General features: G+C 64.9%; 19 protein-coding genes and 1 pseudogene. 10 read left to right on the forward strand and 10 right to left on the reverse strand.

The window, feature by feature from the left end; genetic code table 11:
• Positions 1-103: 103 nt before the first annotated feature.
• Positions 104-1,237, reverse strand: a complete 1,134-nt coding sequence (locus AC1G9L_RS11550) for an L-dopachrome tautomerase-related protein (RefSeq protein WP_481069115.1) — start codon at positions 1,235-1,237, stop codon at positions 104-106.
• A 170-nt stretch (positions 1,238-1,407) separates the two neighbouring features.
• Between AC1G9L_RS11550 and AC1G9L_RS11555 the strand changes: the two genes are divergently transcribed.
• The 4 genes from AC1G9L_RS11555 (at position 1,408) to AC1G9L_RS11570 (ending at position 5,435) form a co-directional block, all read left to right on the forward strand.
• On the forward strand, positions 1,408-2,307 hold the full coding sequence (locus tag AC1G9L_RS11555) for a LysR substrate-binding domain-containing protein (protein ID WP_019799538.1): 900 nt from the start codon (positions 1,408-1,410) through the stop codon (positions 2,305-2,307).
• Positions 2,308-2,489: 182 nt separating this feature from the next.
• Positions 2,490-3,503 (forward strand): zinc-binding alcohol dehydrogenase family protein, encoded by a 1,014-nt coding sequence (locus AC1G9L_RS11560; protein WP_019799539.1) that lies wholly within the window; start codon positions 2,490-2,492, stop codon positions 3,501-3,503.
• Positions 3,504-3,619: 116 nt separating this feature from the next.
• Complete coding sequence (locus tag AC1G9L_RS11565) at positions 3,620-4,417, forward strand: DJ-1/PfpI family protein (RefSeq protein ID WP_019799540.1); 798 nt, start codon at positions 3,620-3,622, stop codon at positions 4,415-4,417.
• A gap of 166 nt (positions 4,418-4,583) precedes the next feature.
• The gene (locus AC1G9L_RS11570; protein ID WP_481069117.1) at positions 4,584-5,435 is read left to right on the forward strand and encodes an AraC family transcriptional regulator; all 852 of its coding nucleotides are present in this window, start codon (positions 4,584-4,586) and stop codon (positions 5,433-5,435) included.
• A gap of 5 nt (positions 5,436-5,440) precedes the next feature.
• Here the strand turns inward: AC1G9L_RS11570 and AC1G9L_RS11575 are convergent, their stop codons facing one another.
• Entirely contained in the window at positions 5,441-6,064 is a 624-nt protein-coding gene (locus tag AC1G9L_RS11575) for a transcriptional repressor (protein ID WP_019799542.1), read from the reverse strand.
• A 305-nt stretch (positions 6,065-6,369) separates the two neighbouring features.
• On the opposite strand from AC1G9L_RS11575, the gene AC1G9L_RS11580 reads away from it, so the two are divergent.
• From AC1G9L_RS11580 to AC1G9L_RS11590, 3 genes are all read left to right on the forward strand, one after another.
• Positions 6,370-8,661: a TonB-dependent siderophore receptor gene (locus AC1G9L_RS11580; protein ID WP_481069119.1), complete on the forward strand. Its 2,292-nt coding sequence runs from the start codon at positions 6,370-6,372 to the stop codon at positions 8,659-8,661.
• A gap of 118 nt (positions 8,662-8,779) precedes the next feature.
• Positions 8,780-9,193, forward strand: a complete 414-nt coding sequence (locus tag AC1G9L_RS11585) for a hypothetical protein (protein WP_481069121.1) — start codon at positions 8,780-8,782, stop codon at positions 9,191-9,193.
• A complete protein-coding gene (locus AC1G9L_RS11590; protein WP_481069123.1) occupies positions 9,186-9,581 on the forward strand; it encodes a hypothetical protein in 396 nt (131 codons plus the stop codon). The genes AC1G9L_RS11585 and AC1G9L_RS11590 overlap by 8 nt, the downstream gene beginning before the upstream one ends.
• Positions 9,582-9,760: 179 nt before the next feature.
• On the opposite strand, the gene AC1G9L_RS11595 is transcribed toward AC1G9L_RS11590, so the two are convergent.
• Together AC1G9L_RS11595 and AC1G9L_RS11600 are read right to left on the reverse strand one after the other, a co-directional pair.
• Positions 9,761-10,486 carry a LysR substrate-binding domain-containing protein gene (locus AC1G9L_RS11595; protein ID WP_481071109.1) on the reverse strand — a complete coding sequence of 242 codons (726 nt, stop codon included), beginning with the start codon at positions 10,484-10,486 and terminating at the stop codon, positions 9,761-9,763.
• 36 nt (positions 10,487-10,522) lie between these two features.
• A pseudogene (locus AC1G9L_RS11600) lies at positions 10,523-10,648 on the reverse strand (LysR family transcriptional regulator); the annotation flags it as partial.
• A 110-nt stretch (positions 10,649-10,758) separates the two neighbouring features.
• On the opposite strand from AC1G9L_RS11600, the gene AC1G9L_RS11605 reads away from it, so the two are divergent.
• Complete coding sequence (locus tag AC1G9L_RS11605; RefSeq protein ID WP_019799547.1) at positions 10,759-11,535, forward strand: methyltransferase domain-containing protein; 777 nt, start codon at positions 10,759-10,761, stop codon at positions 11,533-11,535.
• Between the two features lie 261 nt (positions 11,536-11,796).
• Here the strand turns inward: AC1G9L_RS11605 and AC1G9L_RS11610 are convergent, their stop codons facing one another.
• Positions 11,797-12,687: a LysR family transcriptional regulator gene (locus AC1G9L_RS11610; protein WP_019799548.1), complete on the reverse strand. Its 891-nt coding sequence runs from the start codon at positions 12,685-12,687 to the stop codon at positions 11,797-11,799.
• A gap of 107 nt (positions 12,688-12,794) precedes the next feature.
• On the opposite strand from AC1G9L_RS11610, the gene AC1G9L_RS11615 reads away from it, so the two are divergent.
• Together AC1G9L_RS11615 and AC1G9L_RS11620 are read left to right on the forward strand one after the other, a co-directional pair.
• Positions 12,795-14,366 carry a proton-conducting transporter transmembrane domain-containing protein gene (locus tag AC1G9L_RS11615; protein WP_481069125.1) on the forward strand — a complete coding sequence of 524 codons (1,572 nt, stop codon included), beginning with the start codon at positions 12,795-12,797 and terminating at the stop codon, positions 14,364-14,366.
• A gap of 24 nt (positions 14,367-14,390) precedes the next feature.
• Positions 14,391-16,826 carry a YbcC family protein gene (locus AC1G9L_RS11620; protein ID WP_481069127.1) on the forward strand — a complete coding sequence of 812 codons (2,436 nt, stop codon included), beginning with the start codon at positions 14,391-14,393 and terminating at the stop codon, positions 16,824-16,826.
• Between the two features lie 233 nt (positions 16,827-17,059).
• Here AC1G9L_RS11620 and AC1G9L_RS11625 read toward each other — a convergent pair whose 3' ends face one another.
• The 5 genes from AC1G9L_RS11625 to guaB form a co-directional block, all read right to left on the reverse strand.
• Positions 17,060-19,690: a S8 family peptidase gene (locus AC1G9L_RS11625; protein ID WP_481069129.1), complete on the reverse strand. Its 2,631-nt coding sequence runs from the start codon at positions 19,688-19,690 to the stop codon at positions 17,060-17,062.
• Between the two features lie 16 nt (positions 19,691-19,706).
• Positions 19,707-20,720, reverse strand: a complete 1,014-nt coding sequence (locus tag AC1G9L_RS11630; protein WP_481069131.1) for an AAA family ATPase — start codon at positions 20,718-20,720, stop codon at positions 19,707-19,709.
• A gap of 95 nt (positions 20,721-20,815) precedes the next feature.
• Positions 20,816-21,799, reverse strand: a complete 984-nt coding sequence (locus AC1G9L_RS11635; protein WP_019800095.1) for a restriction endonuclease — start codon at positions 21,797-21,799, stop codon at positions 20,816-20,818.
• 153 nt (positions 21,800-21,952) lie between these two features.
• On the reverse strand, positions 21,953-23,518 hold the full coding sequence (guaA, locus tag AC1G9L_RS11640) for a glutamine-hydrolyzing GMP synthase (protein ID WP_010342916.1): 1,566 nt from the start codon (positions 23,516-23,518) through the stop codon (positions 21,953-21,955).
• Positions 23,519-23,618: 100 nt separating this feature from the next.
• A complete protein-coding gene (guaB, locus tag AC1G9L_RS11645; protein ID WP_019800096.1) occupies positions 23,619-25,076 on the reverse strand; it encodes an IMP dehydrogenase in 1,458 nt (485 codons plus the stop codon).
• Between the last annotated feature and the right edge of the window lie 71 nt (positions 25,077-25,147).

Consider the following 25,147-nt stretch of genomic DNA (forward strand, 5'->3'; position numbering starts at 1 on the left):
ATTCGACTCCGGGGAAAGAAGTGCCGACTCACTCGGCGCTCTCTGATGGACGGAAGGACTGCGCAGCACGCCCGGCGACGAACATGCCGCACCTAAAGCACAGCTAGCGCTGGCCTGCCGGCAGATCGACCCGGTACAGCTTCACCGGGAAGCGAATGGTGGATGTGCCTTGATTGAAGGCCGGTGCACCGTCGATCTGCGCAACCGGCAGGTAGACGTGGCCCTGGCCATCGAGAAACGGCGCATCGGCCCAACGCAGATCGCGATCGTGGGCGATCGTCGATACCGTCCCGTCCGGTGCACGCCGCACCAGCGTGTTGTCGGCCAGCGGCGTGTAGTACAGGCTGCCGTCGGCGCCCATCGCGGTGCCACCGATCGGCGGATTGTCGAACCACGGGCGCACATGCTGCGCGAGGGCGGCGTCGCCGATGGCGTCGTCGTCCAGATGGCGCGTCTCGATCTGCGACAGCGGGCCGGTCAGTGGGCCGAAGTACAGGGTGCGGCCATCCGGACTCAGCTCCAACGGATCGGCATTGACCTGCAGCGGCTTGCCATCGTTGCCGGTGAGCACTTTGCCATTGACGACGATCCTGTCGTTGGGGCGGGCGCGGGCAAACGCTGCGCCATCGAAGCGGCGCCTCGCATTGCCGCTGTCCAGGTCCAGCACGATCACCGCGCCTTCGCCGGCATCGGTCAGGTAGGCATGTCGACCGTGGATGCGGATGTCGTCGACATAGGAGTGATCGCGGATCGCGTCTTTCGGGAAGAGGTAGACGCGCACCACGCGATCGGTGCGCGGATCGATGTGGACGACCTTGGCGCCATCGGCCACCGGCGTGCCGCCGAACTCCGGCGTGCCCGTGTCGACGATCCAGAGGTCGCCGCGTGCGTCCTTGTGGATCGCGTTGACGCTGACGAACGCGTGCCCCGCGGCGCTGCCCGGCGTCCAGCTGTTCCAGCCGACGTCCGGATAGGGGGCGAGCGCGCCATCCTTGCGCGCGATGGCCACGGCCGGGCCCGTATTGCCCGTCCAGCGCGGCGTGCTGACGATGAAGCGCCCTCGCCCATCCAGCGCCACCGCATTCCACGGCATCTGCTGGCTCTCGCGCACGACGACGAGCGTAGCGGGGGGTGCCGTCGCCGGCGCTGCGGCGACGGACGCTGCGAACGCACCGCAAGCTGCGAGGCTGGCGGCGACAAAAAGGACCCAGCGAGGCGGGGCGAAGTGGTGTGGCATGGGTTTCTCCAGCAGGACGTGTGGATGACAGGCCTGCCGGAGTGTGGTGAGTCGACCTGTCCGGAAACAGCACCCGGCGGGGCAAGCAGTCTTGTGATAATTTTGAAAATCACACCTTCGCCGCCGTCCCGTGCCATGCGTGGTGCGGCGCATCTGCTGGAAAGACCTGGATGATCAGACTGGAAGACGTGCGGATCTTCGTGTCCGCGGCCGACCATGGCAGCCTGTCGGCGGCCGCCCGCCAACTGGACCTCACGCCGGCGGTCGCCAGCGTGGCGCTGAAGCGGCTGGAGACCGAACTCGGCACCCGGCTGCTCGCGCGATCGACACGCAGCCTGCGGCTGACGCCGGATGGCGAACGCTACTTGCAGTACGCGCGCAACGTGCTGGAGCAGGTCGAGGCCGGACGCAACGCGGTGGCCCAAGGCCGGAAAATGATCGGCGGTGCGGTGTCGCTGTCGATGCCGTCCGACCTGGGGCGCACCGTGCTGCTGCGATGGCTGGACGCGTTCCAGGCGCAGTACCCGAGCGTCTCCCTGCAGATCCGCATCGGCGACCAGATCACCGACATGATCCGCGCCCCGGTCAGCGTGGCGATCCGCTACAGCGTGTCCGAGGACTCCTCGCTGGTCGCGCTGCCGCTGGCGCCCGAGAACCGGCGCGTGCTGTGCGCGTCGCCCGGTTACTTTCTGCGCCACGGACGGCCGACCACACCGGCCGATCTGGCCAGGCACAACTGCCTGCGCTTTGCCCTGAGCGATGCCCTGCACGATCGCTGGACCTTCTTCGGCGGCGGTACGCCGGAGGTGGTGACCGTGCACGGCGACCGCAGCAGCGACGACGGGGAACTGGTCCGGCGCTGGGCCGTGGCGGGGCTCGGCATCGCCTACAAGTCCAGGCTGGATGTACTGGACGACCTGCGCGCCGGCCGCCTCGAGGCGGCACTGACGGACTTCGAGGGAGAACGCGCGCCGTTGCACCTGGTCTGCGCGCACCGGGCGATGCTGTCGCCCACGGTCAACGCGCTGCGCGACTTCCTGCTGCACAGGATCAACGGCTATCTGGAGTGACGCAGACGGGCACCTCGCGCCGGACCGGAAGATTTCAAAATAATTTTGAAACTGATATCGCGCACGGCGCCTGTTACCGCGTGCGGCGCATGACGATCATGGCGTGAGCCGAACCCACCCGCGGCGCAACGACGCGTTGCTGCCGTGCGCCGGTTCGATCCTGTCCTCAGTCCGGAGCGCACATGAAAGCCATTGGCTACTACCGCAACTTGCCGATCAGCGATGCCGACGCGCTGGTTGAGCTGACCCTGCCCGACCCCTTCCCCGGCGCACACGACCTGCTGGTCGAGGTCCGCGCGGTGTCGGTCAATCCGGTCGACGTCAAGATCCGCGCAAACGTCGCGCCGGAAGCCGGCCAAGCCAAGGTGCTCGGTTGGGATGCAGCCGGCGTGGTGCGCGACGTGGGCACTGCCGTCACGCGCTTCAAGCCCGGCGACAAGGTCTGGTACGCCGGCGCATTGCAGCGCCCCGGCACCAACAGCGAATTGCATCTGGTCGATGAGCGCATCGCCGGACGGATGCCGCAGCGCATCGATTTCGCGGCGGCGGCGGCCCTGCCGCTGACCACCATCACGGCCTGGGAATTGCTGTTCGATCGCCTGAAGATTCCGGAAGGCGACCCATCGCAAGGCGCCACGCTGCTGGTGATCGGCGCAGCCGGTGGCGTCGGCTCGATCCTTGTGCAACTGGCGCGACGGCTCACCGGCCTCACCGTGATCGGCACCGCGTCGCGTCCGGAAACCGCCAAATGGGTCGGTGACCTCGGCGCGCAACATGTGATCGACCACACCAGGCCGCTGTCCGAAGAACTGCGGCGCATCGGCTTCGCCGGCGTCGATTACATCGCGAGCCTGAACCAGACCGACCGCCATTTCGACGAGATCGCCGCCGCGATCAATCCGCAGGGGCACGTCGCGCTCATTGACGATCCCGATCGCATCGACGTCCGCAAGCTGAAAACCAAGAGCGTGTCGCTGCATTGGGAGTTCATGTTCACGCGGTCGATGCACGCGACGCCCGACCAGATCCGCCAGCACGAACTGCTGACTCGCGTCGGATCACTGATCGATGCCGGCGTGCTGCGCACCACGCTCGCCGGACACTTCGGCAAGGTGAATGCCGCCAATCTGCGGCGTGCGCACGAATGGATCGAGACGCATCGCGCGCGCGGCAAGATCGTGCTCGAAAGCTTCTGAGCTGCCTGCGCGGCGCCGACCTGTCGGCCCCTGTCAGTCCCCGCCAGCACGCGTCGCCCGCAGCGACCATCCACCGCCATCACAAGGAGAACGGCATGCCCAAGTCTGGAGACCCCATGGACCACAACGCGATGCGCCGGTATGTCAGCCAATTGGGGCTGTTCGGCCTGGGCGCACTGTTGGCCGGCCACCGCGTGATGGCCGCGCCGTCCACGCCGCCCACCGCGCCATCGAAGACACATCCGGATAGCACGACGCCGCCGGGCTCCGCGGCGCCGACGAAGGTGGTGATCCTGCTGTTCCCGGGCACCACCATGCTCGACTGGATCGGCCCCTATGAACTGCTCCATCGGGTGCCGGGCATCGACCTGGTGCTGGCGGCCAAGACCCGCGATCCCTACCGCAGCGACAGTGGCATGGTGACCTATCAGGCGAATGCGCTGATCCAGGACATCGACAAGGCCGACGTCCTGCTCATCCCGGGTGGCGGCATGGGCGTGCGCGACGTTTCCAACGATGCCGACGTCATGGGCTGGATCCGGCGGATCGACAGGACATCGCGGATCACCGCAAGCGTCTGCACCGGCGCCCTCATCCTGGGCCGCGCCGGGCTGCTGCGCGGCCGCCGCGCCACCACGCACTGGGCCCTGCAGAACATGCTGAACGACCAGGGCGCAACCTATGTGGACGAGCGCTGGGTGGTCAGCGACAAGTACTGGACCTCCGCGGGCGTTTCGGCCGGCCTGGACATGACGCTGGCGCTCATCGGCCACCTGCGCGGGGATGCGGAAGCGATGAAGGCACAGCTGAAGATCCAGTACGACCCGAAGCCGCCGTTCCATGCAGGCGCCTGGTCGACGGCGCCGGCCGCCATTCGCGAAGCGGTAGGCGCGCCGATGCCCAGCCACGGCTGATGCAGTCGAAGGCGCTCGCTGGCGCCATGCCAGGCAATATGCTGCCGCGCGCCCCACGCGCCATGCAGAAGCCTGCCGCAACAACGGCCGCATGCAATTGGAAAGTTTTTTAATAGTATTATTCAAAACAGACAGCAGTCCACGGCAACACGAGTTCCAGCGCATCATGTCGAGCGTTGCCATCACCGACGTCATCGAGTCTCTGGACGTCGACAACGTGCCTCGCCCTGTTGTTGCCCTGCGTGCCACCTCGGTGACAAAGGGCTGGGAGAATGCGCGGCATCGGCACCACAAGGCGCAGCTGATCTACTCCATTCGCGGCGTCCTGAATTGCGAAATCGAAGACGGCGTCTGGATCGTGCCGCCGCAGTGCGCCATCTTGATCCCCGGTGACCTGCCCCACGCGGCGCGCGGGTCGGGCGAAACCGAATGCCATTGCCTGTTCGTCGATCCCGATGCCGCCGCCGATCTTCCGACCACGTGTTGCACCATTGCGGTATCGCCCCTGCTGCGCGAGTTGCTGCTGAAGGTGGCCGGTTTTCCCGCGCTGTACCCGCAGGGAGGCCGGGAAGATCGGCTGATTGCCGCATTGCTCGACGAGTTGGTGGAAGCGCCGGTCGAGGATCTGCATCTGCCCATGCCGCGCGACGGACGATTGCGCCGCCTCGCGGAACTGCTGCTTGCCGACCCCACCGACAAGACCTCGAAGGCTGTCTGGGCGACCCGCATCGGCATGAGCGAGCGCAGCATGAGCCGCCTGCTGCTGCACGAAATCGGCATGAGTTTCGGGCGCTGGCGCCGGCAACTGCACGTCATCCTGGCACTGCAACGCATGACCAAGGGAGAAAGCGTGCAGACCGTGGCATTGGAACTGGGCTACGAAAACGCCAGCGGGTTCGTCACCATGTTCCGCAAGGCCGTCGGCAAGCCGCCAGCGCGCTATCTGTCCGACCGCAGGAACGGCGCCGAACTTGCTCCCGTGCCCGGCATCGTGCTCCCCAACGACATCTCGCCTTGATCGGATCAGGCCCGCCTGGTGCGTGACCTTCGATCGTCCTCTGCCCCCCCACGTGCCGCAGTGCGGAGTTGCCCGCATCGCGCACACGTCGTGGTGATGGTGAAGACGGTCTCCGCGTCGAGCACGAAGCCCTCCTCGCAGGCCAGTGACCGAAGGTGCGCACGCAAGACCGGGTCTTCGATGAACACCAGTCGCGCGCCGCAGCGACAGCGCGGCGTGTCGTGGCGGGCGGTCAGCAGGTCGGGCCTGATCGCGTAGAACGCACGCCCACGCGTGCCTTCCGTGCGAACCAGCAAGCCGGCGACCCACAGATCGTGCAGTGCCCGATACACCGATCCCGGCGTAAGGCGATCGCGCCGACCGCTCAGGAGGCGGTACACCCGGCTGGCATCGAGACAACTCGGCGCCGCCTGCTCCAAGGCGCGCAAGACATCGGCACGCGCGGCCGTCGGTCGCAGCTTGTGCGCGATCAGGCGCCGTTCCTGAGTCGACACCACGCATCCGCTCTCGAGGCTGGCTGCAGCTTTGCGCATCGTCGTGTGTTTGTGTTTGCCTGACAGCCGTTTCACGCGCCGCTCGGAGGATGCGGCCAGGCCCACGATCGCAAGCGCGTCATCGCATGGTTCCATTCCTCCCCCTTCGCGATGCCAGTTGGAACCCCGGAACGGCGTGGCCTCCCGGCTGTTACGGACGACGCACGCCAAGTGCCGTCGCGCTGCTGCGCACCAGTACGGCGTCAGCGCCGCCTGCACAGACTAGTCGTGGATGCGCAGCGCGCATTGCGCCATCAGGCCAGAGCATGTCGCGTTCCGGCCACCCTGTGCGCCCAGTGACTAGCTGACCGAATTGAAAAACACTCTGGCCTGAATTCGCCATCGAGCCAGCGCAACCCCGGTGTTAAATACCGCACACAAACGCAAATGAGTATCGTTTGATGTGCGAACTTACGGATGTCGGCGCGCTCCAGCGGCAAATCGGGCAGCGTGCCCCGCGTCCGCCGGCGCATCAGCACACGCCCTCACCCCGCAGTCTGTTGGGCTCGGCACTCGCAGCGGCAATCGCCGTCAGCACGCACGGCGCATGCGCCGCCGAGCCAGCGCAGCGACCGAACGAGGCTGGGGAAAACGCGTCCAACGAAGCGCAGACCTTGCCGGCGGTCAACGTCACGCTCCGCGCAGATGCGGCGGCGACCGAAGGGACCGGCTCCTACACCACGGGCGAGACGGCGGCGGCCACACGCCTGCCGCTGTCGCTGCGGGACACGCCGCAGTCGGTCACGGTGATCACGCGCCAACGTATGGACGACCAGCAACTGACGTCGGTGCAGGGCGTGCTGGAGAACGCCACCGGGATCGCGTCGTATCAGTCCGACAGCGAACGGACGAGTTTCTACTCGCGCGGATTTCTGATCAACAACCTGCAGTACGACGGCATTCCCACGGTGGTCGGCAACATCGTCAACGGCAGCGGCATCGGTTCGCTCGATACCGCGTTCTACGACCGTGTCGAGGTCGTGCGCGGCGCCTCCGGCCTGCTGACCGGCACCGGTAATCCCTCGGCCGCCATCAATCTCGTGCGCAAACGCCCGACCCCGGAATTCTCCGCGTCCGCCTCGCTGGGCGCGGGTAGCTGGGACACCTACCGGGGAATGGCCGACGTCTCCACGCCGTTAACCCACGACGGTCGCATCCGCGCGCGGGTGGTGGGCACGTACCAGGACGGCCATTCGTACCTCGACCGCTACACACCGCAGAGGCAATCGTTCTACGGCATCATCGAGGCGGATCTGACAGCGGACACGACACTGAGTCTGGGCGTCGACTATCAGGACATCACGCCGAAAGGCACCACCTGGGGCGGCATGCCGCTGTGGTTCAGCGACGGCACGCAGGCACACTACCCGCGCTCCAGCAGCTATGCGCAGGACTGGAGCCGTTGGGACAACACGCTCAAAACCGGGTTTGCCGAGCTCGAGCATCGCTTCGGCAACGGCTGGACGCTCCGCGTCGTCGCGAACCAGTACCGCACGGACTACGATGCCGAGCTCCTCGGCCTGGTCGGCCGCCCCGATCGCGCCACGGGACTGGGCGTCTACCCCAACGGGGCGTACCCGGTCGCGCTGGCGTCCGACGGGCGGAGCCGGCAAAACACCGTCGATGCGATGGCCAGCGGCCCATTCGAACTGCTGGGCCGCCAGCACGAGCTGGTGCTGGGGGCGATGAGCTCGCGTCGTACGGCCAGCCAGCGGGACATCGCACCCTTCTATGCGGGCTTCATGCCGGTCGATGTCTATGACCTGAGCCAACCCTATCCCCGGCCCGACTTCGCCGCCATGACGTGGATACCCACTGGCACCCGGGTCAAGCAGAGCGGTGTCTATGGCGCGGCGCGTTTTTCCCTGGCCGATCCACTGAAATTCATCGTCGGCGGCCGCGTCAGCAACTACGACATCGACGACACCGCCGGCAACAACAGGCTGCACTACAAGAAGACGGGCGAATTCACCCCGTATGCGGGCTTGATCTACGACCTCGACACGACCTACTCGGCCTACGTCAGCTACACCGGCATCTTCAACCCGCAAACGGATTACCGGGACAGCAAGGGCAACGTGCTCACGCCGTCCAAGGGGAAAACCAAGGAACTCGGCCTGAAGGGCAACTACCTCGACGGACGCCTGAATGCGTCGATCGCCGTGTTCGAGACCACGCTGGACAACGCGGCGCAGAGCGTCGCCGGGACCTATACGCCAGGCGGCGCGCAAGCCTACAAAGGCGCCGACGGGACAAAGTCGCGCGGCATCGAACTGGACCTGCAGGGCGAGTTGGCGCATGGCTGGAACATCGCTGCAGGCATCGCGCACTTCACCGCGGAAGACGGCGATGGCGTCCGCCTGAATTCGCAACTCCCGCGCACCACGGCCCAGCTTTTCACCACCTACCGATTGCCGGGTGCGTGGAGCAAGTTGACGGTGGGCGGCGGCGTCAAATGGCAAAGCCGCATCTACGAGGCGCCCAATACCGGCACCAGTTCACTGGGCGGGGAACAGCGTTCCTATGCCCTCGCCTCCCTGCTGGCACGTTACACCATCACCCAAAAAATTCGCCTGGCGGTGAACGTCAACAACGTCTTCGACAGGACGTACGCGCTGCAGAAGGGCGACTTCGACACCGTGAGTTACGGCGCACCGCGCAACGTGATGGTGACGCTGGACTACCGGTACTGAGACGCTCGCAGGCGAACGCGTCACTGCGTGAGAACCGGCCATCCCGCCATCGATTTCAGAGACCCTACCCATGCCACTTCAGCCCTCCGCCCCACTACGCCCTACCCAAGACGCGACCATGCACGCCCCGAACAGGGTCGCATTGTTCTGGTTGACGACCGCGACGGGTGTCGTGCTTTTCGTGACCTTCCAGTTGTTCTTCTACGTCAATACCTTCGTGAGAGCGCACGGAGCGACAGCGGCCATCACGTTCGATCCCGGCATCCTGTGGATGTTTTCCGCCTTCTACGGCTGCTGGATCGTCACGGTGCTGCTCGCACTGATCGGGACCCGCCGGACGCAAGGAATCGCCCTGGTCCTCGGCAGCGTGCTCGTCGTCCTGAATACCCTCGGAGGAATCGCGGACGGGCTGCGCGACGGCTGGTATGTCGCGCTCTCTGCCGTGCTCTTCATCACCCTGCCCGGTGCGTTCGCCATGGCGATCACCTGGCGGCACATCAAGCGTCAAGGAGTTGGCCATGCCCATGAATAGTTCGAACTTCCCCTTGGTCTGGATGAACCTGTCCCAGGAACCCGGGCATGACCACCAGAAGGACTTCGATGAGTTCGAGGCGAACCTGCGGCGCGGGGAGCCGTTCGTGATCCTGAGCGACAGCACGCCAAGCGAAGACCACGACCACACGCCGGAAGAAAAGAAACGCACGGCGCTGTGGATGAAAAAACACAAGGCCGAACTGCGAAGGCTGGTGCTGGCGATGATCCAGATCGAACCCAACTCGGCCAAACGCGTCGGATACAAGGCTTTTGCGGTGCTGTTCGCCAAGTTCTGGGGTTACCCCATGCTGCTTGCCGCCTCGCGTGAGCAGGCGCTGGAGATGGCAAAAGAACTGCTGGCGACAAACGCGGCAGGGTCTCGCTGACGGCCCATGCCGGAGGAGCTCGCCACAACACCGGCGGCCGGTCGCCGGGAGGCGCCCGATTCAGCACGACGACGTCGAGATTCAGCGCTTCCAGCGCCCGCAGCAGTTCGCCGATGCTCGATACGAAGTCCGCGCAAGCGACTACTGACGCAAACCGGGGCGGGATGCGCCGCGCCGCCTCATGCGTCCTTCGCCAACGCCACCAAACGCGCCAATGGCGAGCCGGATGACGCATCGCGCCAGATCAAGGTCAACGGAACGGTGAACGCGGATGCCGGATCCAGCATCCGGTACACCACGCTCTCGCGATGCAGCGACTGCAGCGCCATCGGCACGATCGCAATGCCCTGCCCGGCCGCCACCATGGCGGCAGCAGACAGCAGACGCGGCACGGTGGCCACCGCGCGTGGCGCGAAACCGGCACGCTGGCAGGCAGCGGACAGCACGTCCAGGATGCCCGGCCCCTCCGGGCTGCGATACAGCACGAACTCCTCCATCGCCAGCTCTTCCAGCGCCAACGCACCGGTTGCCGCGCTCAGCCGGTGTCCACGCGGCAGCGCGACCACCACCGCTTCTTCGCACAGGGTGACGGCGCGCAGCGGCGCAAAGCGCTCGGCCGGAGCGCGGACGAACGCCGCATCCATTTCTTCGGCCATCACCGCACGAAACAGGCTGTCGGTAGTGTTTTCACGTACGTCCAACGCGACCTGCGCATGGCGTTCGCGGAACGCCCGCAATATCCGCGGTACCAGCGGATGCAGCGCAGCCGAACTGGTGTAGCCCATTACCAGCCGCCCCAGTTGCCCCTGCGCCGCACACCGGACGCGAACGACAGCGTCGTCGGCCGCGGCCAGAATGGCCTGCGCATCCACCAGGAACACGCGGCCCGTCTCGTTGAGGCGCACGCTGCGCGGCGTCCGCTGGAACAGTTCGACACCCAGTTCGCGCTCCAGGTCGCGGATCTGCTGGCTGAGCGGCGGCTGCTGAATGCCCAGCTGTGCCGCCGCCCTGGTCACGCTCTGCGCAGCTGCCACGGCGACGAAATAACGGAGATGGCGCAATTCCATGGCGTTAATGATATTCAAAATATCTGCTCATGGTAGCAAGCAGATATTTTACATTCCGATTATCCCTGCCTAGCATCGCAGGCCGTGCATCCCGCCATGGTCCACTGCCAATGCCCATCGATTTCCACGCTCACCAGAACCGATACACGTACTCCGGCAGGGACGTCGATCCTGCCTGGATGGAAGCCGTGCACGCCCTTGTCGAACCTGCCGGCAAGCGGATTGCCGACGTTGGCTGCGGCGGCGGACTTTACGCGCTGGCCTGGCATGCGCTGGGCGCCGCCCAGGTCACAGGCGTCGATTTCTCCGCGGAGATGGTGGCTGCGAGCCGCGAGCGAGGCACTGGCATGGACAACGTCTGCTTCGTACAAGGCACCGCCACCGCGACGGGGCTTCCCGCGGCGAGCTGCGATGTGGTGTTCCAGCGCGCATTGATTCACCACCTGCCGGACTACGCGGCGTGCTTTGCCGAGGCGCGTCGCCTGCTGGCGCCCGGTGGCCGCCTGCTGGTGCAGGACCGCACACCCGAGGACGTCGACCTGCCTGGATCCAGCACGCACCTGCGTGGCTACTTCTTCGACCGCTTTCCGCGGCTTCGCGCCATCGAGGCCGGCCGTCGACCTACGCACGCGACCGTCGCGGCGGCAATGCAAGCTGCCGGCTTCACCGACATCGCCGAGCATTCGCTGTGGGAGACACGCAAACGCTATGGTGACTTCGAATCGCTGGCCCTCGACCTCGGGGCACGCACCGGTCGCTCGATCCTGCACGAACTGAGCGATGACGAACTGCAGTCCCTGATCGACGACCTCCGTGACCGATTGCCCGCGCACGGGGAAATCGTCGAGAAAGACCGTTGGACCCTCTGGGTTGCACGACCCGCCTGATGCGCGTGCGTGGGCCATCACTCATGGCGCACGCGATCGCGTCACCAGCGGCGAAGGAGACCGGCGCTGCATGGCGAGACAGCCATCTCGGCGTGGCGCCGGTGCCATGCCTGCAAGTCGAGAGCGAACCCATGCAGGGCCACCTCGTCGCTGATGTGGAAAAGGCGGGGTGGAAACCATTCTAGTTCGTGCTGCCGAATGCCTACGCGGCCTATGCATACGCCGGTCAACGCCTGTACCCGACGGCTGCGACCATTGGCGCTACAGACTGCCAGATGCCGCCGAAGGCTGCAGCAGCAGCCGCACCAACGGATTCGGAAACCGCCGCGCCATGGTCACGGCGTGGAAGGTCTCCACGATGTCCGGCAATTGATCACCCTCCACCAGCACGCCGGCGGCGATCTCGTCCTTGACCACGATCGGCGGGAGCACGGCCAGGCCGATGTCCTCGCGCGCCAGCAGGCGCATCATCGCCATGTCCTCCACTTCCGCCACGATCTGCGGGCGCACGCCCAGGCGATCGGCCAGGGCGTCGAATCCCGCGCGCACGCTGTTGTCCACCGTCGGCAGGATGATGGGATGCTGGCGAAGCCGATCGGCGACGCTGGCGGCATGGCCCAGCCGGTCCGGCGTGCCCACCAGGCTGACCGGTCGCTCGGCGAGCCGATGGGTCACGAACGGCGTCAGCGCGTCGCTCGGCGGCGCCTGATTCAGCAGCACCACGTCGAGATTCAGTGCTTCCAGCGCCCGCAGCAGTTCGCCGGCACTGCCCGAGCGCAGGATCAGGTCGATGTCGGTTCGGCCGAGCAGCGGCCGCAGGAACTCCAACTGGAAGTTGCGCGACAGCGTGGCCAGCGAACCGACCCGCAGCGCCTGACGCGCGGCGCCGGTCTGTCGCAGCGTGCCCAGCAGTTCATCGCCGGTGGCGAAGATCGCATCGGCGTGGTCCAGCGCGATCTGCCCGGCCTCGGTCAAATGCAATTGCCGCCCGCGCCGCTCGAACAGCGCGTGGCCCAGACGCTCCTCCAGCTTGCGGATCTGCACCGACAGGGCCGATTGCGTGAGGTTGAGCCGCTCGGCGGTGCGGGTGAGATTGCCGTCGTGGGCCACGGCCCAGAAGTAGCGCAGGTGGTTGTAGTTAAGGGCGGCCATCGTTCGATAATAACGAACGATATCGTGAAAACAATGAATTTTTGTTCGACCCCAGCGATCGCTATCGTGGCGCCGCCCGCCACCGTGCCCGATCCGAGGGGATTGCCTTGTCGCTCTATCTGCTGCCGCTCTCTGCCCCATTGCTGCTGCTGGTTGCCGCCGTGTTCGGCTTCGTCCGCAGCGGCCGACGCCCCCGCTTCCTCCCCGCCTTCGCCGAAAGTGCCGCGCTCGGCGCATTGATCGTCGCCATCGCCTCGTTGGCGCTGCTGATCGCCCGGGGCGCCGGCGACAGCGAACTGCTCGGAGCGAACGGCATCGGCCTGTCGGTCCGGCTCGATGCGGTGAGCACCACGATGCTGCTGCTGGTCGCCTTCGTCGGCTGGATCGTGGTGCGCTACACCCGCACCTATCTCGATGGCGAGGCGCGCCAGGGCTACTTCACCGGTTGGCTGTGCGTCGCGCTCGCCGCGGTGTTGCTGCTCGTGCAGGCCGGCAACCTGGTCCAGATCGTGGTGGCCTGGATCGCAACCAGCATCGCGCTCAATCGCCTGCTGCTGTTCTATCCCGACCGCGTGGCGGCGCAGCGCGCCGCACGCAAGAAGCGCCTGTTCTCCAGCATCGGTGCCATCGCCCTGGTGAGTGCGGCCGCGCTGGTCTGGAACAGCCTGGGCACCACCGACATCGCCACCATCAACACACTGGTGCGGAACGGCCAGCATGGCTGGGCCCTTACCGCGGCGGCCGCCTTGATGGCACTGGCCGCGGTGCTGAAATCGGCGCAGTTCCCGACCCACGGCTGGCTCACCGAGATGATGGAGGCGCCCACGCCGGTGTCGGCGCTGCTGCATGCCGGCGTGGTCAACGGCGGCGGCTTCCTGCTGATCCGCTTCGCGGACCTGATGCTGGCGGCCCCTGGCGTGCTCGCCGTGCTGGCGATGCTGGGCGGGTTCACTGCACTGTTCGGTGCGCTGGTGATGCTGACCCAGCCCGCGGTCAAGACCTCGCTGGCCTGGTCCACCGTCGCGCAGATGGGCTTCATGATCCTGCAGTGCGGGCTTGCGCTGTTTCCGCTGGCGCTGCTGCACATCGTCGCGCACTCGCTGTACAAGGCGCATGCCTTCCTGGCCTCCGGCGGCGCGGTCGAGCAGGTGGCGTCGATTCGCCGACCCGGGCCGGTGGCGGTGCCCGATGGGGCCGCGGTCGGCCGCGCCTTCCTGATCGCGCTGGCGATCTACATCGGCATCGGCGCGGCCTTCGGGTTCGCCTTCGGCTTCGGGCACAAGTCGCCACAGGCGCTGGCCCTGGGCGCCATCCTGATCTTCGGTGTGGCCTATCTGCTGGCCCAGGGCCTCGCCGATGCCGCGCCGCGCCCGCTCACCCGCAGGACCGCGCTCTACGCCAGCGCCGCCGCGATCGGCTACTTCGCGCTGCAGACCGCCGCCGAATGGCTGACCGCCGGCGTGCTGCCGGCAACGCCGGCGCCGGGCCGGCTGGAGTGGACGCTGATGGCGTTGGCGGTGCTGAGCTTCGGCCTGGTGGCGGTGGCGCAGGCGCTGTTCCCGCTGTGGGCCACGCACCCGGCCGCCGCCGGGCTGCGCGTGCATCTCTCCAATGGCCTGTATGCCAACGCCACGCTCGATCGCCTGCTCGGCGGCTGGTCCGTCCGCAAGACCTCGTGACTCCCTAACCGCCAGGACACCCCCATGCTGATGACCACCACCGACGCGTCGCCCCTGTCCCACGCTGCGATCATCGCCGCCGCCGCGCGTGCGGCGCGCGCCATTCCCCCGCTGTGGCCGCTCGCTTCGAGCGTGGCGGTCAATCCCTTCCTCGGCCAGACCGGCGAACCGCTGCCGATCGCGGCGGCGCGGCTGCGGCGCGCCGCCGGCATCGCCGTGACCATGCCGCGCGCCTGGTATGCGCAGCGGCTGCAGTCCGGCGAGATCGCCGAAGAGGATCTGCAGGCGGCCTGGCACAACGCGCCGGCGGCGCTGCGCCCGCCGAGCGTGTCCGCCCTGAAGCTCGCCATCGAAGCCACCCGCCCTGCCCCGCAGGCGATCCCGACCGTCGCCGATCTGGCACGCGATGCGTCGCTGGTCGACTGGCCGGGCATCGTCGAAGAGCGCATCGGACACTGGGCCGCCAGCTACTTCGATCAGGGCCAGGCGCTGTGGGTCGCCGGGCAGTCCGGCGGTGCCTATAACGCATGGCGGCTGGTCGCGACCCACGATCTGACGCCGGAAATCGCCGGACTCACCCGATTCGCCCAGCAGGTGGCGGACGCGCCAGCGACTGCCGAGGAAGCGATCGCCGAGGGGGTCGCCCGCCTCGGCCTCGCAACGGAGGCACTGGAGGGCTACTTCCACCGCCTGCTGACCACGCTGGGCGGCTGGAGCCAGGTTGCGCGGCATCGGCTCTGGCAAGCGGAGTTGATCGGCGGAACCGATGCCTGCGTCACCGACCTGCTCGCCATCCGCATCAGTTGGGACGCCGCGCTGCTGGGCAAGTTCGGTGCGGCGATCGCGCCGCAGTGGCGAAGCGCCATCGACGCCTACAGCGCGCCGGTGGCGGCGACACCGGACGATGTCGTCGACAGCCTCCTGCAGGAAGCGGCCGAACGCGCGGCGCAGCGGCAGCTCGACGCCCTGCTTGCGGCACCCGCCCCGCTCACGGCGACACCCGAGCGGATGAAGCTGCAGATGGCCTTCTGCATCGACGTGCGCTCGGAAGTGTTCCGTCGCGCGCTGGAAAGCCTGGATGCCGGCGTCCAGACCCTGGGATTCGCCGGATTCTTCGGGCTGGGCATCGGCCATCGCCGGTTCGCCTCGGACGTGGTCGAGGGACGCATTCCGGTGCTGCTGACGCCGGCGGTGCACACCTGCGCGGGAGCGGCGACGGCCTCGGTGGCCGAGGCGGACCTCGCCGCGCGGATCGCGGCGCGTGCGAAGCGTGCCTGGGGACGCTTCAAGCTGGCCGCCATTTCCTCGTTCGCCTTCGTCGAGGCCACCGGCCCGATCTACGTCGCCAAGCTGCTGCGCGATGGCTTGGGGCTGACGCGGCAAGCGGCGCCGAACGATCCCGCGCCGCGCCCGGCGGAGGCGCTCGACCTCGACACGCGACTGACCATGGCCACGTGCATCCTCACCGCGATGTCGCTCACCACCGGGTTCGCCCGCCTCGTTGTGATCGCCGGCCACGGGGCAAACGTGGTCAACAATCCGCACGCCAGCGCCCTGCACTGCGGCGCCTGCGGCGGCTATTCCGGCGAAGTGAACGCGCGGCTGCTGGCCGCGCTGCTCAACGACTCCGAGGTACGCGCCGGTCTCGCCGAACGCGGCATCGCGATCCCGGCCGATACGTTGTTCGTCGGCGCACTGCACGACACCACGACCGATGCGGTCACGCTGTACAGCGCCGACCATCCTTCGCCCGACCATGCCGCCGACCTCGACCAGGCGGCGCGTTGGCTGCACGTCGCCGGCGTGCTGACGCGCGGCGAGCGCGCCCTGCGTCTGCCACGCGCACAGCGCAGCCAGGACATCGCGCCTCGCTCCCGCGACTGGGCCGAACTGCGCCCGGAATGGGCCCTGGCCGGCTGCCAGGCCTTCATCGCCGCGCCGCGCGCCCGCACGGCCGGGCGCGACCTGGCCGGACGCGCCTTCCTGCACGACTACGACTGGCGGCGCGATGAAGGTTTCGGCGTGCTGGAGCTGATCCTCACCGCCCCGGTCGTCGTCGCCAGCTGGATCAGCCTGCAGTATTACGGCTCGACCGTCGCGCCCGAGGTCTTCGGCGCCGGCAACAAGCTGCTGCACAACGTCACCGGCGGCATCGGCGTGGTCGAGGGCAACGGCGGCCTGCTGCGCGGCGGACTCCCCTGGCAATCGGTCCATGACGGCGAACGGCTCATCCACGAACCGCTGCGGCTGTCGGTACTGATCGAGGCACCGACCGAGGCAATCACCGGCATCCTCGAACGCCATCCGCAGGTTCGCGCGCTGTTCGACAATCGCTGGCTGCATCTCTTCGCGCTGGACGACCTGGGCCGCATGGCGTCGCGCTACACCGGCGATCTGCGCTGGGAGGTGTGTCCTGGCGATGCGCGGTCCAGGCGCAGCGCCGTGCCGTCAGACGCGTGACTCACTTCCGGCACGTCCTGCCGCTTCTCAAACGCAAAGGGCGCGTCCTCCTGAAAACCGAAGCAGGCAGAGACTGCGCCGGACGCTGCCAGTATGGCCGGCGCGATCTCCTCTGCATCGGTATGTCTCGACACCTTGTTGATGTTCCTGCGTCAATGGTTGGCGATGCCGGCGCGGTTGGTATGAGCGCGCCGAACAACGCGCCGGTCTTTTGCTCGGTTATGAGGTCACGATCATCGGCCTACGACTGGTGCAATACGCACCGGTTGCTTGATACGGGCGCGGACTTGCTGATAGATCGGAATGTCTTCCTTCGCTTCCAACGTCACAGCGAGCCCGTAGGGAATGACAGCATCAAGGCGTGCAGTCGCATCCTTTTTACAGGTGACGCGAATGCGCAAGATCTCGCCGTCCTCGAAGGCCTGGATCTGCTTCTTGCCTTCCAACACTTCATGCTGCACGGTGCCACGCTCGACCTGATTGTGGTCACCGTCCTGACGATCCAGTTTGAGGATCTGACTGGACCAATTTCCCCCTCCTGGCTCTAGCGTCAGCTTGGCCTCTCGAAAATTGCGGTGGTCCGGATTGATTGGTGTCAGCCAAGCGAGAGTCACGACCAACCGCCGCCAAATCCTTTGGGAAGAAAGACTGCTAGGGATGGGGAAAGCGTATTCATGCACCTCGTTTTCACGAATTTCTCCGCAGCCCAAAACAGTTGCTCGCTGGGCAGTGCAAGTCAGCACACGCTCGATATCCACGGCTCCATAGCCAAGGTAGCGCGTGATAACTTGCTTGAACTGGCGAGAGTTGCGCGCGTCTTTCAATGCTTTTTCGATGTGTTGCTTGCCAGCGTCGTCTTGCTTAGACCCATGTACCAGTAGCGCCTTCATCAGCACCGACATCAACGTATCGGGAATATCCTCCCCCTCCTCGTGGCGTAGTCTGTTCAGCATGTCGTACAGCCGCACCGCACCTCGTGTGGCCAGCGCCGTCGCATTGCTGGTTCCACGCCAGAAGGCTTCGTTGTTTAAAACGCCTTGCTGTCTGCTGTCTAGCGCAACTTTTTGACCTGGCCGGACGATGGAGTTGTCAACGCTGTACAGGGTTGATCTAGCTAGCAAAGGGGCGTTGTAGAGTTGCCGCCCGCCAGGCATGAGGATGTCAGGCTTTATGGAGCGTTTAAAACCAAAACCCAGACGGGTGGCAGGACTGAACAGAGTTTGCGAAGGCAGCACATCGACACGCTGGCCAAATTGCGGATATGCATCTCCAGAATCATCGGCGTGAGCGGCTCCTACCGCAATGGCATTCATCGCTTCTGCCGGCGAAAGCAGACGCCGGCATGTCAAGCTATTTGATATCGCTTTGACGGTGGCGCTTAGCTTCTCTCCATCAGAAAGAGCCGCGAACTGCTGCTGATTGAGTCCGATATCAATCTCGCCGCAGTAGTTGCCCGCGCTGACGCAGAACAGTACGCGGTGGCGGTAGGCCAGCCAGTCTAGTAACCGTGCCCAAGGACTTGGCGTATGGATAAATTCCCGCGCTGAATCACCAATGGAAAGATTGATGACCTTGACTGTAGGCGCTTGCGGGGGGACGTCGCCAGAGCCTTCGAACATGCGCCGAACGGCAATATGGATGCGGTCTTCAAAGAAGACGTTATCCGGCATATGTTCAATATGGTCGCGTGTCTGATGGTCAGGCTGCATCACCGGGATGCAATACAGTTTATGCGGTAGCGGTTCGGACTCGGGATTGCTGCGATCCCCATGAAGAATCAAGGAAGCCATGGCGGTGCCATGCTTGCGCTCACCGGGTTGATAAGTGGCCTCCAAGCCAAATGTGTCATCAACCAGCAGTCGGTCTTTCAGTGCTTCATGCAATTGCAATGGAGCACCATCAAGGAGCGCGGCAACAGGAGGAAGGTCACTGACACTTTCAGGGAACGTAGCCGGCTCTCCCTCACCCTCCTCAGAAACCGCCAAGCTTTGCCCGGTCGGGCGGAAATACATGATGCCGGCGAATTTGAACAGTTCGATGTCGATATCAGCTCCATCTGCAGCTACTTGACGGAGCAGCGACTGAATGGCGTGAGCAGGCAATTCGGCCTTGACCGCATGGAACGCGATCTGAGGCATATCAAGGAACGCCGAAAGCGCTTGGCCTCCGAGGCCTTCAAGCAATGAACGAATTGCCACTTCATTATTTCGACGCTTCTCAACCCTCTTGCGGTAGAAAAGCTCAATCTGAAATCTGACCTTCTCTTCGGGGTCAAGGGGTTCAAGCAGGTCCTGCCAGCGGTCGATCATTCCTGTTTCGACCAATGTCTCCTCAATGCCCCAGCGCCTCAGCACGTTCAATTGCTCGAAAACGGCCTTCCACTTTGTTTTTCCGTGGGGCAGGCTTCCATTGGCTTTCCATTGCTCCCAAAGCGCGAGAATCTCTCGCAAGCCAGCCATGTTGCTCATGGCCAGAAACATGCGACCGCTCAGCGACTTAACCGCAGGTTGACCAGCAGCATCTCGCTCATGGAAGCCTTCATCCTCAGCCTCTAGATCGTCGATTTCCGTCTCCCCTAGCCACTCTAAGCCAGCCGCTTCAACGGCTTGTCGGAAGTCATCCAGACGTCCAACGATCTCGATGACTAGAACCATTTCAGGTTCGAGCCCGGCCAGAGCACCAGCCAGGCTGGCCTGATAGCGTGCGAAGGCTTCTTCCAGATGCTCGATCTGTCTTCCAATACGGGCTACCTGGGCGCCATGGCCGGGCAAATTCCGTTTCCCAGGTGGAAAACCATTGCCCTTTTCTGGCTGGAGAATTCGCTTCTCAGGAAAAACCAGCAACGGCAAGTACTCATCAGGCATACCCCCTCCTTGTGCCTTATTCGTCTGATGCTTCTTTATTGGCAGGTTTCAACCGTTTCTTCCACTGATCTAACCTGGAAAAGACGATGGCTCTGGCGTCATCCACTTTTTGATCCAATACCGCCCTCCGGACTACTCCCAGACAGAACTCTTCCACTTCTGAAAAGCTGAGGCCCAAAAGCCTTTTTGCGACGGTCTCGGCCGCTAAACCAAAATTGACTTTACTGCGTTCGCTGATCGAGGCGACGAACGCGGTCAACTGCGCGCGCGTGGGTAGTGGAAGTTCTAGTCGAACCTGAAAGCGCCGCCAAACGGCCCTATCCAAAAGCTCTGGGTGATTGCTAGCAGCAACAACCACCACATAATCCGGAAGGTCATCGAGTTGAAGCAGCAAAGAGCTGACGACACGCTTGATCTCTCCGGTTTCGTGTGTATCTCCTCGCTCTTTTCCCAATGTCTCGAATTCATCGAAGAACAACACGCAGCGCCGCGTTCTGGCGTAGTCGAGAAGCGCCTTCAAACGAACAGAGGTCTCCCCCAGATAACTGCCAATCAATGATTCATAACGCACAACGATCAGCGGTACCATCAACTCAAATGCTAACGCTTCAGCAACCGATGTTTTTCCATTCCCCGGCGGCCCAGCCAACAAGACTCGGTGCCTAGGGCTCAGACCATGAGCATGCAGTAACTCAGTGCGATGCTGTTCCTCGACAACTTCTCGCAATTGCTCGCGGATACTATCAGCGAGCACCAAGCCTTCCATCGCGCGTTCCGGTGTCAATTCATCAACCAAATCCTTTGGCGCAACTCCGCCGGCCTGTGTGGGGCGCGCCGTTGGCATGGACGATTGGAACAAGGTTGCTTGATGAGAGGACGCGCGTAATGCCTTTTCCAGGCGCTCGGCCAGGATTCGGTGACCCTTGCCACGCTCTTCTTGAATCAAGGCTTCGGTCGACTTTCGGAAAGAAGGTTGGTCGCCGCTGCTGGCTGCTTTTACCAGGGCGACCAAGGTATCAGCTTGCGCCATGTGGGTTCACCTTGATGAAATATTTGGGTGGCACTGTCTTGCGTTGATAGAGTGCCTGTTGTACGGCTGTTTGGCTCATGTCGTTCATTTCCAACTCACGCTGGCCAATACAGCCGCTTTAATGGAACAATCCGTTTAGTTTCGGCGTCGGTCGCGTCGTAGTGCTTAACTAGTGCGAGGACCACATGGTCCAGTGTCCACATCACTAGCGGGATGGAGGCGCGGTCAGCTTCATATTGGGCGTCCTTGGTGAAACCGCCCGTGCTGACATGCAGCCCGCGATCATCCTTATGGCGGCCGCCGAGGAAGCTGCGAATCTCCTGGCTTCCCATCTGTCCCTTGCGATGCTTGACCTCTACGACGATGCGCGGGTGTTCGAAGCCGAAGCCGTCCGGCGACGCCACGATGTCCTTCCCACGGTCGGAGCCAGGCGGCGAGACCTGGGTCTTGTAGCCCATGGCGCGCAGGATGCCGGCAACTAGCTGCTGCATGTCATCCCAGTCCAGTTCGTTGACCCGATCCTTGATGCGTTTCAGTGCCTGCGATTCAATATCGGCTAATGGATCGGCAATGACTTCTTCAGTTTCATCTTCCACTGCTGGCGCCGGCTTACCCTTCAGCGCCGCCAGCACTTCGGCTGCCGCGTTGGACGGCACCTCGAATAGAGTCAGTGTCGAACCCAGGCTGTTTTTGGTGCTGGTGCCCAAGTTGTCGCGCGGCAGTTCCTGCCCTTGCCACTGCACCTTACGTACCAGCGGCATGCCTTGCTCGGGGTAGTGCTCCGCTGGTCCAGCGACCTTGCCGATGGAGTTCAAGCGATTGGCGGGCGAATAGGTGATGACCCAGTCGCCCTCCTGAATGTCGTTGACAAAGCGCCAGGCCTGGGATGCGCCCGAAACCGCATTGCGTTGCTTCGCGAGGGGCTCGGCGGTCTGATACAAGGCGATCAACTGCTTGCGTCCGACTCCAGGCTTGGCTTGCACCGCCAACTGGTTCCAACCCACGGCAGCCACCCCACGCTCCCGAAAGGCGTCGTAGAGGCTGCCGCCTTCACCGCGCACCATCCACATCCGGCTCATTTCCAGCCCTCTCCTTGATAGCTACCAAGCCCCCACCGTCAATTGAGGTATCAGGTCGATAGGTAAGCCTGATTTTGGCATCAGAACTAGCATTCATGTCACACCAACGAAAAAGGCGCCGCAGCGCCTTCTTCTCCAGCAACAACCGTCTGTTCACTCCCACTCGATCGTTGCCGGCGGCTTCCCGGAAATGTCGTACACCACCCGCGACACGCCGCGCAGTTCGTTGATGATGCGGTTGCTCACCGTGCCGAGGAAGTCGTACGGCAGGTGCGCCCAGTGCGCGGTCATGAAGTCGATGGTCTCCACCGCGCGCAGCGCGATCACCCATTCGTAGGCGCGGGCATCGCCGACCACGCCGACCGACTTCACCGGCAGGAACACGGCAAAGGCCTGGCTGGTCTTGTCGTAGAGGTCGGCCTTGCGCAGCTCGTCGATGAAGATCGCGTCCGCCTTGGCCAGCAGTTCGGCGTACTCGCGCTTCACTTCGCCGAGGATGCGCACGCCCAGGCCGGGGCCGGGGAACGGATGGCGGTAGACCATGCTGCGCGGCAGGCCCAGTTCGACACCCAGGCGCCGCACTTCGTCCTTGAACAGTTCGCGCAGCGGCTCGACCAGGCCCAGCTTCATGTGCTCGGGCAGGCCGCCGACGTTGTGGTGGCTCTTGATGACGTGGGCCTTGCCGGTCTTGCTGCCGGCCGACTCGATCACGTCCGGGTAGATGGTGCCCTGCGCCAGCCACTTGGCGTTGCGGAGCTTGTTCGACTCTTCGTCGAAGATCTCCACGAACAGGTTGCCGATGATCTTGCGCTTGGCTTCCGGATCGCTGACGCCGGCCAGCGCCTGGAAGTAGCGGTCGGCCGCGTTGACCCGGATCACCTTGACGCCCATGTGCTCGGCGAACATCGCCATCACCTGGTCGCCTTCCTGCCAGCGCAGCAGGCCGGTGTCGACGAACACGCAGGTCAGCTTGTCGCCGATCGCCTTGTGCAGCAGCGCGGCGACCACCGACGAATCCACGCCGCCAGACAGGCCGAGGATCACTTCGTCGTCGCCGACCTGGGCGCGCACGCGGGCGATCTGGTCGTCGATGATGTTGGCCGCGGTCCACAGCGTGGCGCAGCCGCACACGTCGACCACGAAACGGCGCAGCAGGGTCTGACCCTGCAGGGTGTGGGTGACTTCCGGATGGAACTGCACGCCGTACCAGCGCTTGGCCTCGTTGGCCATGGCCGCGACCGGGATGCGGTCGGTGACGGCGGTGATGGTGAAGCCCGGCGGCACCTGCGACACGTGGTCGCCGTGGCTCATCCACACGTTCAGGCGCGACGCGCCTGCGTGATCGGTCAGGCCGGAGAACAGCGCATCGGCAGCGACCACCTCGACCTCGGCATGGCCGAACTCGCGCTGGTCCGCCGCTTCGGTGGCGCCACCGAGCTGCGCGGCCAGGGTCTGCATGCCGTAGCAGATGCCGAAGATCGGCAGGCCGCTGTCGAACACTTCCTGCGGCGCTGCCGGCGCCCCCGGCAGCGTTGTCGATTCCGGGCCACCGGAGAGGATGATGCCTTTCGCGCCGAAGCCGGCGATCTCGGCCGGATCGTGGTCCCACGCCCAGATCTCGCAATACACGCCCAGTTCGCGAATGCGCCGCGCGATCAACTGCGTGTACTGCGCACCGAAATCAAGGATGAGGATCTTGTCGCTGTGGATGTTGGTCATTGGGGCCGGGAATCGGGAACGGGGAATCGGGAATGGGCAAAGCGGTGCAGACGCTGGTTCATCGATTCCCGACTCCCGATTCCCCATTCCCGGATGGGCGTCAGCCCATCCTGTAATTCGGCGGTTCCTTGGTGATCTGCACGTCGTGGACGTGGCTTTCGCGCTGGCCGGCACCGGTGATGGTGACGAACTTGGGCTTGGTGCGCATCTCTTCGATGGTGGCGCAGCCCACGTAGCCCATGGTCGCGCGCAGGCCGCCGGTCAGCTGGTGGATGATGCCGCTGAGCGGGCCGCGATACGGCACGCGGCCTTCGATGCCTTCCGGCACCAGCTTGTCGGCGTCGGAGGCATCCTGGAAGTACCGATCCTTGCTGCCCTTCTCCATCGCGCCCAGGCTGCCCATGCCGCGGTAGCTCTTGTAGCTGCGGCCCTGGAACAGTTCGACCTCGCCCGGGGCTTCCTCGGTGCCGGCGAACAGGCCGCCGACCATCACCGTGGAGGCGCCGGCGACCAGCGCCTTGCCGATGTCGCCGGAATAGCGGATGCCGCCGTCGGCGATCAGCGGGATGCGGTCCTGCAGCGCCTCGGCGACCATGTCGATCGCGGTGATCTGCGGCACGCCGACACCGGCGACCACACGCGTGGTGCAGATCGAGCCGGGGCCCACGCCGACCTTGACCGCGTCGGCGCCGGCGTCCATCAGCGCCAGCGCGGCGTCGCCGGTGACGATGTTGCCGCCGATCACCTGCAACTGCGGGTAGGTCTTCTTGACCCAGGCCACGCGGTCGATGACGCCCTGCGAATGGCCGTGCGCGGTGTCGACGATGACCACGTCCACGCCGGCCGCGGCCAGCAGTTCGATGCGCTGTTCGGTATCGCCGCCGACACCCACCGCGGCGCCGACCAGCAGCCGCGTGGCGGCGTCCTTGGCGGCGTTCGGGTTGTCGGTCTTCTTCTGGATGTCCTTGACCGTGATCAGGCCGCGCAGCTCGAAGCCGTCGTTGACCACCAGGATCTTCTCGATGCGGTGGCGGTGCAGCAACTGCAGCACTTCCTCGTCGCTGGCGCCTTCGCGCACGGTGACCAGGCGATCCTTCTTGGTCATGATGTGGCGGACCGGATCGTCGAGCTTCTTCTCGAAGCGCATGTCGCGGCTGGTGACGATGCCGACCAGCTCGCTGCCGTCCACCACCGGCACGCCGGAGATGTTGCGGGCGCGGGTGAGTTTGAGCACCTCGCCGATGGTGGTCTCCGGACCGACCGTGAACGGCTCGGTGATGACACCGGCCTCGAACTTCTTGACCTTCGCCACTTCGGCCGCCTGCTGCGCCGGGGTCAGGTTCTTGTGGATGATGCCGATGCCGCCGAGCTGGGCCATGGCCACCGCCAGGCGGTGCTCGGTGACCGTGTCCATCGCGGCCGACAGGATCGGCAGTTTCAGGCGCAGGTCGCGGGTCAGCCGGGTTTCCAGGCTGACGTCCTTGGGCAGGACGATCGAATGGGCGGGGACGAGCGAGACGTCGTCGTAGGTGAGAGCTTCAGCCTGGATGCGCAGCATCGGCGGACCCGAGTGTGGAGAAGCGCGGCATTTTAACGCATTTGGGGCGGGGATTGGGGATTCGGGAGTGG

The organism is Xanthomonas sp. NCPPB 1132 (assembly GCF_056629235.1).

Bases quoted from the DNA above. Each gene is read 5' to 3' on its own strand.
- AC1G9L_RS11575 (WP_019799542.1), bottom strand. From the start codon at position 6,064: ATGGAACCATGCGATGACGCGCTTGCGATCGTGGGCCTGGCCGCATCC.
- guaB (WP_019800096.1), bottom strand. From the start codon at position 25,076: ATGCTGCGCATCCAGGCTGAAGCTCTCACCTACGACGACGTCTCGCTC.
- AC1G9L_RS11560 (WP_019799539.1), top strand. From the start codon at position 2,490: ATGAAAGCCATTGGCTACTACCGCAACTTGCCGATCAGCGATGCCGAC.
- AC1G9L_RS11610 (WP_019799548.1), bottom strand. From the start codon at position 12,687: ATGGCCGCCCTTAACTACAACCACCTGCGCTACTTCTGGGCCGTGGCC.
- AC1G9L_RS11555 (WP_019799538.1), top strand. From the start codon at position 1,408: ATGATCAGACTGGAAGACGTGCGGATCTTCGTGTCCGCGGCCGACCAT.
- AC1G9L_RS11585 (WP_481069121.1), top strand. From the start codon at position 8,780: ATGCACGCCCCGAACAGGGTCGCATTGTTCTGGTTGACGACCGCGACG.
- AC1G9L_RS11590 (WP_481069123.1), top strand. From the start codon at position 9,186: ATGAATAGTTCGAACTTCCCCTTGGTCTGGATGAACCTGTCCCAGGAA.
- AC1G9L_RS11605 (WP_019799547.1), top strand. From the start codon at position 10,759: ATGCCCATCGATTTCCACGCTCACCAGAACCGATACACGTACTCCGGC.
- AC1G9L_RS11565 (WP_019799540.1), top strand. From the start codon at position 3,620: ATGGACCACAACGCGATGCGCCGGTATGTCAGCCAATTGGGGCTGTTC.
- AC1G9L_RS11580 (WP_481069119.1), top strand. From the start codon at position 6,370: ATGTGCGAACTTACGGATGTCGGCGCGCTCCAGCGGCAAATCGGGCAG.
- guaA (WP_010342916.1), bottom strand. From the start codon at position 23,518: ATGACCAACATCCACAGCGACAAGATCCTCATCCTTGATTTCGGTGCG.
- AC1G9L_RS11635 (WP_019800095.1), bottom strand. From the start codon at position 21,799: ATGAGCCGGATGTGGATGGTGCGCGGTGAAGGCGGCAGCCTCTACGAC.
- AC1G9L_RS11570 (WP_481069117.1), top strand. From the start codon at position 4,584: ATGTCGAGCGTTGCCATCACCGACGTCATCGAGTCTCTGGACGTCGAC.
- AC1G9L_RS11630 (WP_481069131.1), bottom strand. From the start codon at position 20,720: ATGGCGCAAGCTGATACCTTGGTCGCCCTGGTAAAAGCAGCCAGCAGC.
- AC1G9L_RS11550 (WP_481069115.1), bottom strand. From the start codon at position 1,237: ATGCCACACCACTTCGCCCCGCCTCGCTGGGTCCTTTTTGTCGCCGCC.
- AC1G9L_RS11625 (WP_481069129.1), bottom strand. From the start codon at position 19,690: ATGCCTGATGAGTACTTGCCGTTGCTGGTTTTTCCTGAGAAGCGAATT.
- AC1G9L_RS11620 (WP_481069127.1), top strand. From the start codon at position 14,391: ATGCTGATGACCACCACCGACGCGTCGCCCCTGTCCCACGCTGCGATC.